Below are 17219 nucleotides of genomic sequence, written 5' to 3'. Positions count from 1 at the left end.
CGCCATCAAAGACATCTGATGCAGTTCTTCTTTTCGCTTCGGCTCTTTTTCCTGATCCGAGAGTTCCTGTAATAAAGCGGCATACCGTTTAAAGAAACGCAAAGCCCCTTCCAGCGAAATGATCACGGCCTGGTAAAAATCATTTTGTTCCGGTGTTAGCCCTTCGGCCTGGATCTTTTGAGTTGCTTCTTGGATCAAAGCCCGAAATCCCTTTTGGAGGATCATCGGATGATTCGGAACAATATGACCGTCTCCAGACATCGAGATCCCGCCCAGATGCAGGACCCCCTGCTGAGAGGCAAGACGGATCGTATCATTTAAGTTTCTTTGCACTTCATCTTCATGCGTATGCCCATGCCAGTAAGGAGCGATAGCCCTCAGATCATCCTTGACCTTTTGCGAACACTGAAAAACATCGCCGGAACGCTTGTCAAAAGCGACGGCTCCATGGTCTCCATCCAATTCATCCAGGATCCAATCGATCGAATACTCCGGAAAGATCGGGGCCGCAAAATTCGAACTTGCCTGGTTGCCGAAGATCAGACTGTCTTCTTCGATATAGATCGTCATCCGATCCAAAGTATGGACAAACGCTTTGGCCTTGCGCAAGATCATCGGTTCCCCTTGGGTCTGTTGAAAACTCTCCGTAACCAATAAAGCCCTCTCGCTGCAGATTGAAGCCTGGCGATTGGCCATTTTGGCTTGAAGACGCGCTAAACGCTCCCTGTCCAGATCTTGAGTTTGCGGTTGGAATTCCAAAAAAGTTTTCATGGCTGTTCCCTCCTTTTTTCTTAATTGTATGGTACATTTAAGACATTATCAATGAATAAATCTTGATTTGGTTCTATTTTATCGGATTTTCGGTTCAAATTCTTCTGAATTGCCCAAGATCAGAGCGCTTTCTCACCTTGAAAATTGTCCGTACAATTGATACAATTTATCCAGAAATCGAGGAATCCTTATGAATATCGAATACTTTAAAGAAACATTTCATCTTTTACCCGAAAGCAACAAGCCCCTTTATCAGCAGCTTTACGAATACTTCAAACGCCTGATCTTAAACGGAACTCTCCAGGAAGGCGATCAAATGCTGCCGGAGATCCAGATCTGCGAAGCGATGGATCTGAGCCGATCCACTGTGCGAAAAACCATGGATAAACTGATCGAAGACGGACTGATCTTGCGCCGCCGCGGAAAAGGATCCTATGTGACCAGCCATAAACTGCGCCGTCAGATCAACTATCTCTATAATTTCTCCGAAAACATGGAAAGCATCGGTGTCCACCCTTCTTCCATTGTTTTAGAGTGCAAAGTCTTAAAAAAGGCTCCAAAAGAAATTCGCGAGATCTTGCGTTTGCCTTCAGAAAATCCAAGCGTGTTCTTATTAAAACGAATCCGTCTGGCCGACGGCGAACCCATCTTATGCGAAAACACCTACATCCCGTATCATCTATGCCCCGGGATCCAGAAACTTCGTTTCAGCTCCCAATCGCTTTATACCGTCTTATTAGAGCGCTATCTGCTGGAACCGTATCGGGCCACCGAAAGCATTGAGGCCGTCTTCCTGAGCGACCAAGACAAAGAACTTTTAGAATGCACCGAAGATATTCCAGGCTTTAAGATCTCCCGCGTTTCTTATCTGGAATCGGGCGAGATCTTCGAGTATACAACCTCTTTGACGCGGGCCGATAAATGCGTATTTACGATGGAACTTTTCAAAAATCCGTCACCGACCACCTACCCGATCCAGATCCGGCGAAATATCACGGTTTAAGATTGACATCTTCCGGCCGGAAACTTATAGTATAAGTGTAAGTTGTATCATACATTTGATACATTTAGAAAAAGGAGAACTTATCATGAAACATCCAAACAAAAAAGCTGCTGAAATGAGCGTCAAAGAATTGGCTTCCTACATCGATTATTCCGTACTGAAACCAGAATTTACCGAAGAACAAATCGTAGAGCTGACCAAAGACGGCGTTGAATTGGGCTGCGCCACGATCTGTATCAACCCGGGATACATGGATCTGTGTAAGCCTTATGTCGAAGGCTCCGACACCAAACTGTGCCCTGTCTGTGATTTCCCTTTCGGAACCAGCTCAACCGCATCAAAAGTGGCTCAGGCAAAGATCCTGGTCGACAATTATGCCGATGTGATCGGAGAACTGGACGTTGTTTCCAACTTCGGATGGATCCGCAGCGGTCTGTACGATAAAGTCACAGCCGACATCAAAGCTGTTGTCGATGTTTGTCACGAAAAAAACATTCCGGTCAAAGTCATTTTTGAAACCGATGCGTTAAACGAAGAACAAGTTCGCAAAGCTTGCCATTGCGCTATCGATGCCGGTGCCGACTTTGTCAAGACAAGCACAGGGTTCTTAACCGGTTTTGAAGCCCACGGCGCTACACCGGAGATCATCAAGATCATGCAGGAAGAAGTGCAGGACAAATGCCAGGTCAAAGGAAGCGGCTGCATTCGCACCCGCGAACATTTCTTACAGCTGATCGACATGGGCATCGACCGCATGGGCGTCGGCTATCGTTCCGTTCCGGTGGTTTTGGATTTAAAACGTTAAAGGGGCAAGCAATCTTGTCCCTTTTTTAGGAGGAGCCTATGCATATTCCCGAAAACTTTATGATCGGCACCAGTTCGAGCGCCTGGCAGATCGAAGGCGTCGCCGGCAAGAAGCCCGGCCAGGAAAGCTGGGCTGAACTTTTCTATCAAAGCGATCCCGCCCGCTGGCATGACCAGATCGGCCCCGAGATCGCCAGTGACTTCTATCATCACTACCAAGAAGACATCCAGGCCATGGCCCATGCCGGCATGAACACCTTCCGCTTTACGATCCAATGGTCCCGTCTGATGAAAGATGCCTTTCATGCGGTATTGGATCCGGATGGCGTTGCCTTCTACCGGGAGGTGATCCAGACGATCAAAGCTTGCGGCATGCGCCCTGTCATCTCTTTGGAGCACTGGGATATCCCGGCCGTTTTCTTTGAAAAGTACGAAGGCTGGGTCTCTCGTGAACTGGTCGGCCTCTATGTTCGCTATGTCGAAAAGGCCTTGGATCTCTTTTATGACGATGTCGATTTATGGTTTGCCTTTACCGAGCCCAACATCCCGATCGATAATGGATACATCAAAAAGATCTGGTATCCTTTTGTCCACGATCCCCAAAAAGCGTATCAGGCTCATTTCCATAAGATCCTGGCCACAGCCAGAGCTGTTCATGTCGCCAAAAAATACCCCCAGATCAAAATGGGAGCCATGGTCCATATGACGCCGATCTATGCCGCTTCCCGTGAGATCCGCGACTGCCAGGCTGCTTATTATGCCGACCTGTTTGAAGTGCGCCTCTACTTGGATGCCTATCTCAAAGGCGAGATCCCGGCCGAGATCTTTACCGAACTCGAAAAGAATGATTGTTTGTTTGCCTATGATCCGCACGATCTAAAAGAGATCCGCGACAATCCGGTAGACATCCTGGGGATCGATTACTATTTCCCGATCCGCGTCAAGGCAAGAGAAACCGAATACACCGGTCCGTTCTCCCCGAAAAAATATTATGAAGACTATATCTGGTCCGAGCGCGAATTCAATGCCGACCGTGGCTGGGAGATCTATCCCCAGGCAATCTACGACATCGGCATGCGCATTAAAAAAGACTATGGAAATAAAGACTGGTTCATCTCCGAAAATGGGATCGGCATCGAAAATGAAGGCCGTTTCCGCAACAAGCAGGGACAAATTGAAGATACCTATCGCATCGATTTCATCAAACGCCATCTTCAAACCACCCTGCAGGCCAAAGAAGCCGGCTGCGCCTGCCACGGCTATCTGATCTGGTCTTTTGTTGATAATCTTTCGGCCCTCAACGCTTTCAAAAACCGCTACGGCTTGTTGGAACTCGATCTCAAGACCCAAAAGCGAATCCCCAAACGATCGCTGGTCTGGCTCCAAGAAATCTTGAAAACCCGCGAAATCTGATCCCTGTGCAGGGATCTCTTTTTGTTTTCCCCACGCTCATCTTCTCGATCCTACCATCCCATCCCTCTTTGTTTCGTGGTATCATTATGCCTAGAAAGAAGGAATTCTTCATGAAAATGATCGTTGACCTCAAAGAACATTCCTATCCGATCTGGATCGAACCCGGCTGTTTAGATTCATTGTCGGATCGAATCGATACTTCGCGCCGCATGGCCCTGATCGCCGATGCGGGCATTCCCGAGAGTTGGATCCAAAAGGTCCAGTCACAATGTCCGGATTCTTTTGTGCTTCGCTTTGCCCAGGGGGAAAGCTCCAAATGTTTTCTTCAATACGAGGCCTTGTTGCAGGAAATGATCCGCCACGACATGACGCGCAAAGATGCGATCATCGCGATCGGCGGCGGTGTGACCGGCGATTTGGCCGGTTTTGTGGCCGCAACCTATATGCGCGGGATCGACTTTTATAATATTCCGACCACCTTATTGGCCCAGGTAGATTCCAGTGTCGGCGGTAAGGTCGCCATCGATATGAACGAATATAAAAATATCGTAGGCGCCTTCTATCAGCCTAAAGGCGTCTTGATCGACCCCAATGTCCTTCAAACTTTGCCGCCACGTCAGATCCATAACGGCCTGGTAGAAGCCCTGAAGACCGGTCTGATCCAAGATCCGGCCTTAGTCGATTTATTTGAAGAAGAAACGTTAGACTTGCCCCAGATCATCGCCCGTTCGATTGCCGTAAAAAAACGCATCGTCGAACAAGACGAAAAAGAAACCGGTCTGCGCAAGATCTTGAATTTTGGCCATACGATCGGCCATGCGATCGAAAGCGCCTATGGACTCGAGTCCTATCTTCACGGCGAATGCGTAGCCATGGGCATGTTGTTTTTTATCGAAGACCCGGCCTTGAAAAACCGCGTCTTATCGATCTATGAACGCCTGGATCTTCCGGCTTTGCCAGCCTATGACCCGCAAGAACTGATGTCTTATATCCGGCACGACAAAAAAGGCAAACACGATACCATCAGCATCGTCAAAGTTCCGGATATCGGCACATTTACAATTGAAGAGCTCAGCTATGAACAAATCGAATCTATTCTAGAGAAAGGAGCCCTCGCATGAAAAATACATTAGGAAACAACCTGACCATGACGATCTTTGGCGAAAGCCATGGTCCTTGTATCGGCGTGACCTTAGACGGACTGCCCAGCGGTTTCCCCGTTGATCAGGAAGCCATCCTGGAAGATATGGAAAAACGAAAAGCGGTCGGAAAACTTTCCACCCAGCGCCACGAAGAAGATATCCCCCAGATCGTCAGCGGACTGTTCCAAGGCAAGACGACGGGAACGCCTTTAACGATCTTGATCCCCAACCAGGATCAGCGCTCCAAAGACTATGAATCTTTAAAAGGAAGACTGCGCCCCGGCCATGCCGATTACACAGCCTACAAGCGCTACAACGGATTCCAGGATTATCGCGGCGGCGGTCATTTCTCTGGCCGCTTGACCGCCTGCATCGTGGCAGCCGGCAGCATCTGTAAACAGATCTTAGCATCTCACGGCGTACAGATCGGTTCCCATCTGGAACAATGCGGCACGATCCAAGACAGGCCCTTTTCTTCGAAAGAAGAACAGTGTGCACAAGAGATCGATCTGGTAAACCAGAAAACATTCGCGGTATTAGATCCGCAAAAAGAAGAAGCCATGAAACAAGAGATCCTCTTGGCCCAGCAGGAAGGCGATTCCGTCGGCGGGATCCTGGAAACCGCGATCCTGCATTATCCGGCCGGCATCGGCGATCCGATCTTTGATACCTTAGAAGGACTTTTGGCCCATGGTCTTTATGCGATTCCGGCTGTCAAAGCCGTCAGCTTTGGCGAAGGCTTCAACTTTGCCCAACTCAAAGGCAGCCAGGCCAACGATGCCTTTGTCTATGATCAAACGATCCAGACCAAGACCAATCATAACGCCGGGATCAACGGCGGGATCTCCAACGGGATGCCCATCGTGATCCATACTTGCATCAAACCTACCCCTTCAATCTTCAAGGAACAAGATTCCGTCGATTATCTGACAAAGGAAAACGTCAAACTGAAGATCGAAGGAAGACACGATCCCTGCATCCTGCACCGGGCACGCATCGTCGTCGACTGTATGTGCGCCTTTGTGCTGTTAGATGCCTGGATGGAAAAAGCCAGCCTGGTCCCTTTTATGGAGGATGCCTATGCGCGTTAAGATCTATCCTTCCCAGATCCAGGGGACCCTGCGGATCCCTTCCAGTAAATCCATGGCCCATCGCGCCTTGATCTGCGCCGCTTTGGCAAAGGGCACCAGCACCCTTTCCGGCATCGATCCTTCCAAAGATATTGAAGCGACCATCGCCTGTATGGAAGCGTTAGGTGCCAAGATCACGGCCGGCTGCGATCAGATCCAAGTCAAAGGAACCCATTTAAAATCGCACCGTCATGAAATCCTTTGCCCCTGCAACGAATCCGGTTCCACGATGCGTTTTTTGATCCCGGTGGCTTCTTTGACCCAGGATCCGGTGACCTTCAGCGGACAAGGCCGCCTGCTGCAGCGCCCGATGGATCTTTACGCTCGCCTTTTTCACGATCAGGGGGTATCCTTTGTTCAAGACTCGACCGGGATCCATATCCATGGCGCCCTGCGCCCTGGTGACTTCACCATTGAAGGCAATATTTCTTCGCAGTTTATCAGCGGTCTGCTCTTTGCCTTGCCGCTGTTAGATAAAGAAAGCACGCTGACGATCCTGGAGCCTTATGAATCGCGCAGCTATGTCGATCTGACCTTGGAGATGCTTCAAAATTTCGGGATCCGGATCGAAGAGATCTCCCCGACGACATACCACATTCCAAAAAATCAAGCTTACCAGGCACAGACGCTGCCCGTCGAAGGCGATTATTCCCAAGCCGCCTTCTTCGCGGTCCTGGCTGCCCTTCAAGAAAAACTGACCTTGACCAATCTCAAAGAAGATTCTCGTCAAGGCGATAAAGTCATTCTGAATCTTCTTGAAAACGCCGGCGCCAGCCTTAGGATCCAAAACGATACGATCACCATCGAACACCAGGATCTTCGCTGTCAAACCATCGACCTGGCCGACTGCCCGGATCTGGGACCGATCCTTTGCGTGCTGGCCAGCTTTTGTCCCGGAACAACACACTTCATCCATGCCGGGCGGCTGCGCATCAAAGAAAGTGACCGCGTCCAGGCTATGGAGACAGAACTGAAAAAATGGGGTGTCGATATCCAAACGACAGAAGATACGATCACGATCCGCGGCCAGCGCAAATACGATCGGCCCGATGTCGTGATCGACGGACACAACGATCATCGCATCGTCATGGCCATGACCATCTTTGGCCTATGCGCCCAGACCGAATGCATCATTGAAGGTGCCCAAGCTATTACGAAAAGTTATCCGGCCTTCTTTGAAGACATTCAAAAGATCCATGGAAAGGTGGAGATATTATGAAAACGATCGGCATCGTTGGATTAGGGGTCATGGGAGCCAGCTTTGCGGCTCGCCTCAGCCAGCAAGGCATTCCCGTGATCGGTTTTGACAAATCCGAAGAATCGATCCAAACGGCACTCAATAAAGGGATCATTCAAAAAGGAACGACCCGCCCGGAAGAGGATCTGAGCCAATGCGATCAGATCATCCTTTGTCTCTATCCTACCCAGATCCAGCCATGGATCCAGACTTATCAATCAAACCTTGCGGATCATACGTTATTGATGGAGATCAGCGGCGTGAAGACCGGGATCATCGCCCCGGCCCAAGAGATCCTTCGAAGCGATCTGGAGATCATCAGCATCCACCCGATGTGCGGACGCGAATCCCGCGGGATCGAACACAGCGACCCGGCTATCTTTGATCAAGCCAACTATATCGTGATTCCCACAGAGCACAATTCGCCGCAAGCCATCGATCAGGCCATTGAACTGGGGAAAATTTTACAAGTAGGCCACATTGCGACACTCAGTGTCGAAGAGCACGACCGCATGATCGGCTTTTTGTCCCAGCTGACGCATGTGATTGCGGTCAGTTTGATGAATACTCATGAAAATGCTCATCTGGTGGAATATACCGGGGACAGTTTCCGGGATCTGACGCGCATTGCCGAGATCAATGAAGACCTTTGGGCCGAACTCTTTTTATTGAATAAAGAAATCTTATTGGATGAAACCGACCAGTTCATCGCCTCCATCGAACATTTCCGCCATGCCCTGGAAACCGAAGATACGGAAGAAATGAAACGCCTGTTTATTCAATCCACAAAACGGCGAAAGCTGTTTAATCGCTGAGGGAAGCTATGAAACCGATCAAAATCACGGCCTTGCGCCAAACGACATATGAAGATCTCATGGACCAATACGAGATCCCGCAAACCGAGGCCTGTTCCCTGCAGATCGGGCAGTCTTGGATCTGCCACGAAGCCGCTTGTCCCGAAGGTTTTTGTCCCAGTGCCTGGCAAAGCTTATACCCTTATGTCTTTGCGTTGGCAAATGGTGCCCATCACTTGCACGATTCCTGGATGAAAGATCCGCAAAGCGCTCTTGTCAGCTGCAATGACGGTTTTCGTCCCATGTCATTTCTATTGGAGGTCATAACATCATGAAAATTTGTATCTATTATGAAAGCCTGACAGGCAATACCCGGCAAATTGCCCAAGCCATTCAAGAAGCTTGTCAGACCGATGCAATCTATTGCGGGCCTTATGTCCCGCAAAAAGCCGATTTGTATTTTATCGGCTCCTGGACCAATAAGGGCGACTGCGCCGATGCGATCCAAACGTGTCTCAAAGAATTGAAAGATGCCAAGATCGCTTACTTTGGCACCTGCGGTTTTGGCGGATCGGACGCTTATTATGAAAGACTGTTCCAAAGAATGCAGACCCATATGGATCCGTCTTGTCAGATCCTCGGCCATTTCTATTGTCCGGGAAAAATGCCGGCCGCCGTCAAAGAACGCTACGTCAGTCTGCTTCAGGCGCATCCGGAAGACAAAAAGCTGAAAGTCAGCCTGCAGAACTTTGAAGATGTGAAAGATCGTCCGAATGCCCAGGATCTGGAAGATGCCAAAACTTGGGCCCTGAAGATGATCCAGGAGGCTTCCCGATGAGAATCGGTTGGATCGGGGCAGGGATCATGGGAAAACCGATGGTTCGCCATCTGCATCATCATGGCCACGAAGTACATGTCTATGCCCGCCATCCTGAAAAGGTCCAAGATCTAAAAGAGGAAGGCATTTTCATCCAAAAAGACATCCCTGCTCTGGTCTCGCATGTCGATGTGATCGGCACCATGGTAGGATTTCCGCAAGATGTCCGGGAAGTCTATGCACAATTATTCAAAGTTCTTCGCCCCGGCATGACATGCATCGACTTTACGACCTCGGATCCCAAACTGGCCATCGAACTTTCGAAAGCCGGTGCAGAGAAACAGATCCAGATCTTGGATGCTCCGGTGACCGGTGGGGATGTCGGTGCCCAAAACGGCACATTGACGATCCTGGTCGGCGGTCAAAAGGAAGCCTTTGAATCGATGATGCCGATCTTTTCCGCCTTCGGACAAGAGATCCACCATTGCGGAAAGGCCGGATCGGGTCAAAAGGTCAAGATTGCCAATCAGATCATGATTGCCAACACGCTGCAGGGCATCTGTGAAGCGTTCAGTTATTGTAAGGGGCAAGGGTTAGATCCTGCCCTTGTGATCGAATGCCTCCAACATGGAGCAGCGGGTTCTCGCCAATTGTCCTTACTGGGAGAAAAGATGCTTCAAAACGACTATGCCCCCGGCTTCTATATCAAACACTTTGTCAAAGACTTGAAGATTGCCTTATCCCAAGATCAAATCCAGCTGAACGGCGTCGAAAATGTGATCCGGGAATACTTGGATCTGATCGACCAGGGATATGGCGAAAAAGGAACCCAAGCTTTGATCCAAGCTTTTCAATCGAACCACTGATGTGGTTCTTTTTTGTTTAGAATGTGTGAAATCATCAAATCGTTAGCACTCTTGTTGACAAAGTGCCAATTCGCGTTATACTGAATCTAATTTCAAAAAGGGGGAACTTGGAATGGATAAACCAAAACATTCACTTTATCGATACTATGCGATTATCCTGATCGTCGTTTTGGTCTTGAACTTTATCGTAGGGCCGCTGTTTCGCTCTTCTTTTCAAGAAACAACGACGTATTCTGATTTCTTAGATTCGATTAAAGAACGACAAGTTGAAAATGTACAGATCGAAGATCAGACGGTGTATTACACCTTAAAAGGCGAAGATCAAAAAACGTATGAAACCGGTTTGATGAACGATCCCCAACTCGTGGACCGTCTCAACGATTCCGGTGCCAACTTTACGCAGGTGATCTCGGAACCCATGAATCCGGTCATCTATTATCTATTGACTTTGTTCTTGCCGATCTTGATCTTCTGGTGGTTAGGCCGGCGCGCCTTTAAAAAGATCCAAGATAAGACCGGGACCGACAGCATGTCCTTTGGCCAAGGCGGCTTTGGTCTGGGAAATCTAGGCAAATCCAATGTCAAAGTCTATGAAGGCAAAAAGACCGGGACGACCTTTAAAGATGTGGCCGGCCAGGAAGAAGCCAAAGAAAACTTAAAAGAGATCGTCGATTTTCTCAACAATCCGGAAAAATACAAAATCATCGGCGCCCGCATGCCCAAGGGCGCCCTTCTGGTGGGGCCGCCAGGCACCGGGAAGACCTTGTTGGCAAAAGCCGTAGCCGGAGAAGCCGGGGTCCCTTTCTTCTCGATTTCCGGTTCGGAGTTTGTCGAGATGTTTGTCGGACGAGGAGCCGCCAAAGTCCGCGATCTGTTCAAACAAGCCCGTGAAAAAGCTCCATGTATCGTATTTATCGATGAGATCGATACGATCGGCAAAAAACGCGACGGCGCCGGATTAAACGGAAACGATGAACGCGAACAGACCCTGAATCAGCTGCTGGCTGAAATGGACGGTTTCGACGGATCCGATGGTGTCGTGCTTCTGGCAGCCACTAACCGTCCGGAGTCCTTAGATCCCGCTTTGACCCGCCCTGGACGATTTGACCGTCAGATCCCGGTTGAACTGCCCGATCTTCATGGACGAGAAGCGATCTTGCGTCTGCATGCCCAGAAGATCAAATGTTCCAAAGAAATTGATTTCAATGTGATTGCCCGTGCCAGTGCCGGCGCCAGCGGGGCCGATCTGGCAAATATGATCAATGAAGCGGCCTTGCGAGCGGTTCGTGACGGCAGAAAGAGCGTTGTCCAAAAAGATCTGGAAGAAGCGATTGAAGTCGTAATTGCCGGTGAACAAAAGAAAGGAGCGGCCATCTCCAATAAAGAGCGTATGATCGTATCGTATCACGAGATCGGTCATGCCCTGGTGGCTGCCAAATGCCAAAACCGTGCTCCGGTCCATAAGATCACGATCATTCCGCGAACCAAAGGCGCGTTAGGTTATACAATGCAGGTAGAACAAGATGAACAATACTTATTATCGAAAGAAGATGCCTATCATCGTCTGATGATCTTGACCGGCGGCCGCTGTGCCGAAGAACTGATCTTTCATTCCATGACGACCGGTGCTTCCAACGATATCGAACAGGCCACCAAAATGGCCCGTGCCATGATCACCCGTTACGGAATGAGCGATACCTTTGGCATGATGGCCCTAGAAACGGTGAACAACGCTTATCTGGGCGGCGATGCCAGCCTGCAGTGTTCGCCGGAAACGGCCGCAAAGATCGATGAGGAAGTCGCCCCTTGATCAAACGTGCCCATGATGAAGCGTACCAGATCTTGAACGAAAACAAGATGAAACTTCACGAACTGGCAAAATATCTCTACGAAAAAGAAACGATCACCGGCGAACAATTCATCACGATCTTGAACAAACCGGCCGAGATCCCGACAACGATCCAGTAAGAGTGCTGCGGCACTCTTTTTTTGAGGCACAAAAAAAGCAGGAATCTCATTCCTGCATTAGCGAAACTGTTCAAGGATGCGGTCGATATCTTTTTGAAGACCAATTACGACCAAGTGTTCCGATCCCGATACGATATGATCCGGTCCCGGAAGCATGTTCAGACTGCCTTCTTCCTTGGTGCTGATCACGCTGATTCGATATTTCTGACGGATATCCAGATCTTTGATGGACTTGCCGACCCATTTAGCCAACGGCGGGATTTCATAGATCGAATAGCCTTGTGATAATTCCACATAATCAAAGACATTGTTCATACTGCAGCGAACCGCCACTTTGTCCGCAATGTCGCGGTTAGGATAAACCACCTCATCGGCGCCGTTCTTTAATAAGAACTTAGCCTGGATATCCCGGTCGGCCTTACTGATGACACGCTTGGCCCCTAAGGTCTTTAACTGATCCGTGATCTCTAAAGAACTCTGGAAACTGTTTCCCGTACAGACAAAACAGATATCAAAATTGTTGACCCCTAATGAACGAAGCACTTCTTCATCGGTACAATCTCCGATCTTGCCGTCCGTGACATACGGTAATAATTTTTCAACAACTTCAGCGTTTTGATCCACGATCATGACTTCGTTTCCCAACTCTGCCATGCGCGTAGCCAAATGCCTTCCAAAACGTCCTAATCCAATGATCAATACTGTTTTCATTTTATCCTACCATCACTTTCTCAACCGGATTCTGTATTGCCGGTACATTTCGTTTTTCAAAGAAACTATACGCAAAGGACATTGTTCCAATACGTCCTAAATACATCATCAAGATGATGATCACCTGACTGGCCGGGATCAGATCCCGGGTGATTCCTGTCGTCATCCCGACCGTGCCCAGCCCGGAGAAGACCTCAAAGGCCACATCCAGCATGTTCAGATCCTGCATCGCACAGATTGCCATGATCGATCCTGTCGCCAGCAGCAGCGTCAAGACCAGGACATTGGCAGATTGCGATACGGTATCTTTATCCACCTGTCTTTGGAACAAGTTGATGCCGTGATTGCCGCGCACTTTGGAAACCAGAGAGCCAAACAAGACGGCGATCGTCGTTGTTTTAATACCGCCGGCCGTCGATCCCGGACTTCCTCCAATATACATCAGCACACACATCAACAAGGCCGAACATTGACGAACAAAGCCAAAATCCACGGTGTTAAATCCAGCCGTACGAGCCGTCACCGAGCTGAACAGACAACATAAGATCTGTTCGTGGATCGGCCGTCCTGCCAGGATGGAATCCTTTTCAAAAATATAGAATAAAAGAGCTCCGCCAAAGATCAGGATCAAAGTTGTGATCAAAACGATCTTGGTGTGCAGACGATATTTTTTAAAGTGATAGGTATGTTCGAGAAGATCGCTCCATACGATAAACCCGATCCCCCCGATCACGATCAGCGACATGATCACGCTGTTGACCAAGACATCTCCGGCATAAGGAACTAAAGAACAATAGGCTCCAAAGAAACTGCCTAAAATATCGAAGCCGGCATTACAGAAAGCCGATACCGAATGAAAGATGCTCATCCAAAGACCAGTCACCAGTCCAAAATCGGGAATAAAGCGAAAACACAAGAGGATCGCGCCGATCGATTCAAACAACAAGGTTCCCAGCAAAGCCTTGCGCACCAGGCGGATCACCCCGCCGACCCGGTCGACATTCAAGCTTTCCTGAAGCAGCGAACGCGTGCTCAAAGAGATCTTGCGATTTAAGAACATCGAGAACAGGACCCCGATACTGACAAACCCCAAACCTCCGATCTGGATCAGTAGCAAGATCACGAGCTGTCCAAAGAAGGTCCAGTGGGTTCCCGTATCTACCACGATCAGGCCGGTCACGCAAGTCGCACTGGTCGAAGTAAACAAGGTCGATAGAAAATCAGTCACGGTCCCATCTTGGCTGGCAATCGGCAGCATCAGCAACAAGGCTCCTGTCAGGATCACTAAAAAGTGTCCGATGGCCAATGTCTGCGCATGGGAAAACCGTCTATGGATCTTAGTAAACATAAAACTTTATCATTCCTCACATCAACAAAAGAGAGAAGAGGGCCCGAAACGGACCCTATTTTCCCTTGAAATGTATCATAAAACCAAAACGGCCGCTGTTAAGATTTCATTAAGATATCAAAACCGCGTGATGATCTCGCTCAACATCGGAAGAACCTGATTTTTCCGAGACAAGATCTGTTTTTGGAGCGTATGCGGTCCTTCGGTGTCCGGGAACGCCTCCTGGATCCAGTCTTTCTTAGGTCCGCGGGCATAAAAGATCGAACCGCTTTCTAAAATACTCGTAAAAACCACCGTACACAGATCCAGATCCTTTTGATAGACCAGAGCATCCAATTCCTGCTCAATTTCCTCTTCCAGCCCCAAGATATACTCGGCACAAGGAATCACGACCTGGGCGATCATCATACGCACGCTACGGATCTCATAGAATTTGATATCCGAATTGATCAGTTCTTTTACGCTCTTTCCGGAGATATCGCTGGTGATCGTAAAGATATCGGTTGCGAACGCATCGATATCCAGATCCGCAAAAGCCGCCAGCATATTGGCCGCCGTCCGGTCTTTTTGCGTTGTCGTCGGCGACTGAAAGTGCAGCGTATCTGAGAGAATTGCTCCCAACAACAGCCCGGCCAGATCTTTAGGGATCGGGATCTGGTTTTCTTTAAAGATCGTCGCCACGATCGTAGCCGTGCTGCCGACGATCTCATTGCGGAACGACACCGGTTTATTGGTCGCAAAATCATAAATGCGGTGATGATCCAGCACTTCGATCAGTTCCGCATGTTCAATGCCTTTGACCGACTGCGAAAACTCATTATGATCGACCATGATGATCCGTTTGTTCTTGAAGTTCATCATATGATAACGCGTCACATAGCCGATCGGCTGATATTTTTCATTGACCACCGGATACATGCGATAGCGCGTCTTCAACATTCGCTTTGAAACATCTTCCGCCAGTTCTTCTTCGGAGAATGTCACGACATTGCGCGTCATGATCAAACGCACCGGGATCGAGAAATATAAATAACGCGATGTATTCATGCTTCCGTATCCCGAAAGCACCAGCTGACAATGGTGTTCTTTGGCCAAGGCGATCACTTCTTCGCTGACGTGCTGGGTCCAGACCATGATCAACATGCCGGCCCCTTTTTTGATCAGATCCATCTGGGCCATCGGATCATCCCCGATGATCACGATGCGGTCTTCGATGTCATAATTGCGCACATGATTCTTGGTCAGGGCAATGATCGAAACTTGCCCGTTGATATGTTTGACGGGATCCAGATACACACTTTTTCCCTTGATCGTCTTCACGATATTTTCTACAGGGGTCTCTTTTAACAGATCGATGCCCTGGGCCGTATCCCCTAATCCGACCTTGGCAATATCGCTGCGCGTCACGATCCCGACCAGTTTCTTTTGCCGGTCGACCACACCAAAGCCTTGGCCGTTTCCGTTATGCATCAGCTCCAGTGTTTCAAAGATCGTCGTTTCTTCCAAAAGATCCGTCGGATGATCCAGCGACAAGTCTTTGACCTGGATGCGTGCATCTTTTAACAGTAAAGGCTCTTCAAAATGAAACCGATCCAGCAAGTAGCGTGTTTCATGATTCAATTCCCCTAAACGACACGCCTTTGCGGGCTCGCCAAGAGCGGTCTTTAAAAAAGCATATCCGATCGCCGATGCGATACTGTCGGTATCGGGATGAATATGCCCCGTAATATATAATGTCTGATCTTGCATCCTAACCCCCTCCTGTGCCTTCATTATACAAGAAATCAACAATTCCTCGCAAAAAATCCACAAAAAAAGGCGAGCCTTTCGACTCACCGCTTAGTGTCCGCGAGGAACACTGGAGAAATCACGCTGTTCTTCTTTGATATCGCCATAGGCCAGGATCACAAAAGCAATCCCTAAAGGAAGCAAAGCGATCCATATCGCTTTTTCCATCAGGATCGAACAAAAGAACGCCTCCAAGATCCCGCCGGCAACAAAACTCACCAGCATGCCTAAATGCCGAGTCCCTCGTAAAAGTGCCTGACTGTCTTTTTTCTTCAGATAACGAACCAGGCCAATCCCCGTCTGGCGCAGATGGTTGGTACAAAAGGTCGTGGCCATCGGGATGCTTTCGGCTTGCCGGAAGGTGTTATACTGCATCGAAGCGATAAAATTGATCATGACCTGGACGATATGATGGTTGATCGTCAAAGGGATCCATCCAATCCCAAACAAGACCAGGATCTCAAAAGCGACCAAATACGTATCCCAGCGAAACAGATGGATCTTTTTGACCGGATTGGGCAAGAGTTCCGAGATCACCGAGCCCATAAAATAAGCACAGACCGGGATCAAATAATATAAGCCTTGCGAGATCGATCCGGTCCCTAAAGCCACCGCCATCATCACAAAGTTGGCCGTCTGAGCGTTGCAGAAGACGCCGCCGCGCAAGATGAATGTATAGGCACCCATCATGCCGGCGCCAAACATCAGCAGCAAGAACACTTCTTTACGCTCGCAGGCAAGAAATTCTTTCTTCATGATCTATAATGGATACTCCAAGATATAATCATCCATGACATAGCCATGTCCGATATCGGTCACATCTTCATCCACTTTTTTAAATCCCCATTTCTTATACACATCCAAGGAATGGGTATTGTGCTTATTGCACGTCAGATAAATGGAATCGTACTGATATTTGCGAGCGTGCTCTTTGACATATTCAAACATCTCGCTCGCATAACGATGGCCGCGTGCCGAATCTTTTAAATAGATCTTGCTTAAGAAGAGCTGCGTCTCTTCATGAGCCAAGGCAAGATAGCCGATCAGCTCATCTTCTTTATAGACCATAAAATAATGATAATAATGATGTTTTTCCAGATCCTGCATCGCTTCAAAGCTGCAGAATTTTTCGACCATGTAGTCGATCTGTTCTTTATCTAATAGAAATGGGAAATATTCATGCCAGATCGCATCGGCAAGCTGGGCAACCTCTTGTTTCTGGGTGTCATTGATACAAGGCTGTATCGTTAGTTGTTTCTCCATGGCTTTCTCTCCTTATTTTTCCGGTTCTATTCTATACCAAATCGAAAAAATCGCAAAGAACTCCTTCTTGAAAACAAAAACCAAATATTTATATAATCTTAACTATATAGAGCTATTGCCTACCCCCCCCCGGTGGTAAAATAGGTCGCATAAGGAGAGTTTGC

Annotated in this window: 16 protein-coding genes and 1 pseudogene; 11 read left to right on the top strand and 6 right to left on the bottom strand. The window is 48.6% G+C overall.

Features of this window, described 5'->3' with window-relative positions:
- Positions 1-771 (bottom strand): pyruvate formate lyase family protein (locus Q0J48_RS03620; protein ID WP_296241725.1); only part of this gene is annotated, 771 nt, incomplete at its 3' end.
- A 190-nt stretch (positions 772-961) separates the two neighbouring features.
- Here Q0J48_RS03620 and Q0J48_RS03615 point away from each other — a divergent pair.
- The 11 genes and pseudogenes from Q0J48_RS03615 to ftsH all read left to right on the top strand — a co-directional run bounded on the left by Q0J48_RS03615 (position 962) and on the right by ftsH (position 11945).
- The gene (locus Q0J48_RS03615; RefSeq protein ID WP_296241722.1) at positions 962-1774 is read left to right on the top strand and encodes a GntR family transcriptional regulator; all 813 of its coding nucleotides are present in this window, start codon (positions 962-964) and stop codon (positions 1772-1774) included.
- A gap of 85 nt (positions 1775-1859) precedes the next feature.
- Positions 1860-2579, top strand: a complete 720-nt coding sequence (gene deoC, locus Q0J48_RS03610) for a deoxyribose-phosphate aldolase (protein ID WP_296241720.1) — start codon at positions 1860-1862, stop codon at positions 2577-2579.
- Between the two features lie 38 nt (positions 2580-2617).
- A complete protein-coding gene (locus tag Q0J48_RS03605) occupies positions 2618-3991 on the top strand; it encodes a glycoside hydrolase family 1 protein (protein ID WP_296241717.1) in 1374 nt (457 codons plus the stop codon).
- 110 nt (positions 3992-4101) lie between these two features.
- Positions 4102-5112 (top strand): 3-dehydroquinate synthase, encoded by a 1011-nt coding sequence (gene aroB, locus Q0J48_RS03600; RefSeq protein WP_296241713.1) that lies wholly within the window; start codon positions 4102-4104, stop codon positions 5110-5112.
- Positions 5109-6224 (top strand): chorismate synthase, encoded by a 1116-nt coding sequence (gene aroC, locus Q0J48_RS03595; protein ID WP_296241712.1) that lies wholly within the window; start codon positions 5109-5111, stop codon positions 6222-6224. Before aroB ends, aroC begins: the two co-directional genes overlap by 4 nt.
- Complete coding sequence (aroA, locus tag Q0J48_RS03590; RefSeq protein WP_296241710.1) at positions 6214-7482, top strand: 3-phosphoshikimate 1-carboxyvinyltransferase; 1269 nt, start codon at positions 6214-6216, stop codon at positions 7480-7482. The genes aroC and aroA overlap by 11 nt, the downstream gene beginning before the upstream one ends.
- Positions 7479-8315: a prephenate dehydrogenase gene (locus tag Q0J48_RS03585; protein ID WP_296241709.1), complete on the top strand. Its 837-nt coding sequence runs from the start codon at positions 7479-7481 to the stop codon at positions 8313-8315. The genes aroA and Q0J48_RS03585 overlap by 4 nt, the downstream gene beginning before the upstream one ends.
- Before the next feature lie 8 nt (positions 8316-8323).
- Complete coding sequence (locus Q0J48_RS03580) at positions 8324-8629, top strand: TIGR04076 family protein (protein ID WP_296241708.1); 306 nt, start codon at positions 8324-8326, stop codon at positions 8627-8629.
- Positions 8626-9132, top strand: coding sequence for a flavodoxin family protein BilS (bilS, locus tag Q0J48_RS03575; protein WP_296241707.1), 507 nt, complete (start codon positions 8626-8628; stop codon positions 9130-9132). Before Q0J48_RS03580 ends, bilS begins: the two co-directional genes overlap by 4 nt.
- Positions 9129-9977 carry an NAD(P)-dependent oxidoreductase gene (locus Q0J48_RS03570; RefSeq protein ID WP_296241705.1) on the top strand — a complete coding sequence of 283 codons (849 nt, stop codon included), beginning with the start codon at positions 9129-9131 and terminating at the stop codon, positions 9975-9977. The genes bilS and Q0J48_RS03570 overlap by 4 nt, the downstream gene beginning before the upstream one ends.
- 112 nt (positions 9978-10089) lie before the next feature.
- Positions 10090-11945: pseudogene (ftsH, locus tag Q0J48_RS03565) on the top strand (ATP-dependent zinc metalloprotease FtsH).
- 57 nt (positions 11946-12002) lie between these two features.
- Here the strand turns inward: ftsH and Q0J48_RS03560 are convergent.
- The 5 genes from Q0J48_RS03560 to Q0J48_RS03540 all read right to left on the bottom strand — a co-directional run bounded on the left by Q0J48_RS03560 (position 12003) and on the right by Q0J48_RS03540 (position 17055).
- Positions 12003-12656: a TrkA family potassium uptake protein gene (locus Q0J48_RS03560; RefSeq protein WP_296241704.1), complete on the bottom strand. Its 654-nt coding sequence runs from the start codon at positions 12654-12656 to the stop codon at positions 12003-12005.
- Between the two features lies 1 nt (position 12657).
- Entirely contained in the window at positions 12658-14004 is a 1347-nt protein-coding gene (locus Q0J48_RS03555) for a potassium transporter TrkG (protein WP_296241703.1), read from the bottom strand.
- 117 nt (positions 14005-14121) lie between these two features.
- Positions 14122-15753, bottom strand: coding sequence for a putative manganese-dependent inorganic diphosphatase (locus tag Q0J48_RS03550; RefSeq protein WP_296241702.1), 1632 nt, complete (start codon positions 15751-15753; stop codon positions 14122-14124).
- 90 nt (positions 15754-15843) lie between these two features.
- The gene (locus Q0J48_RS03545; RefSeq protein ID WP_296241701.1) at positions 15844-16548 is read right to left on the bottom strand and encodes a YoaK family protein; all 705 of its coding nucleotides are present in this window, start codon (positions 16546-16548) and stop codon (positions 15844-15846) included.
- A gap of 3 nt (positions 16549-16551) precedes the next feature.
- Positions 16552-17055 (bottom strand): GNAT family N-acetyltransferase, encoded by a 504-nt coding sequence (locus Q0J48_RS03540; RefSeq protein WP_296241700.1) that lies wholly within the window; start codon positions 17053-17055, stop codon positions 16552-16554.
- Positions 17056-17219: the final 164 nt, after the last annotated feature.

The organism is uncultured Faecalicoccus sp., assembly GCF_944325745.1.
Classification (GTDB): Bacteria; Bacillota_I; Bacilli_A; order Erysipelotrichales; family Erysipelotrichaceae; genus Faecalicoccus.
Note: the sequence above shows the minus strand (reverse complement) of the source record. Positions and strands in the feature narration are given on the sequence as shown.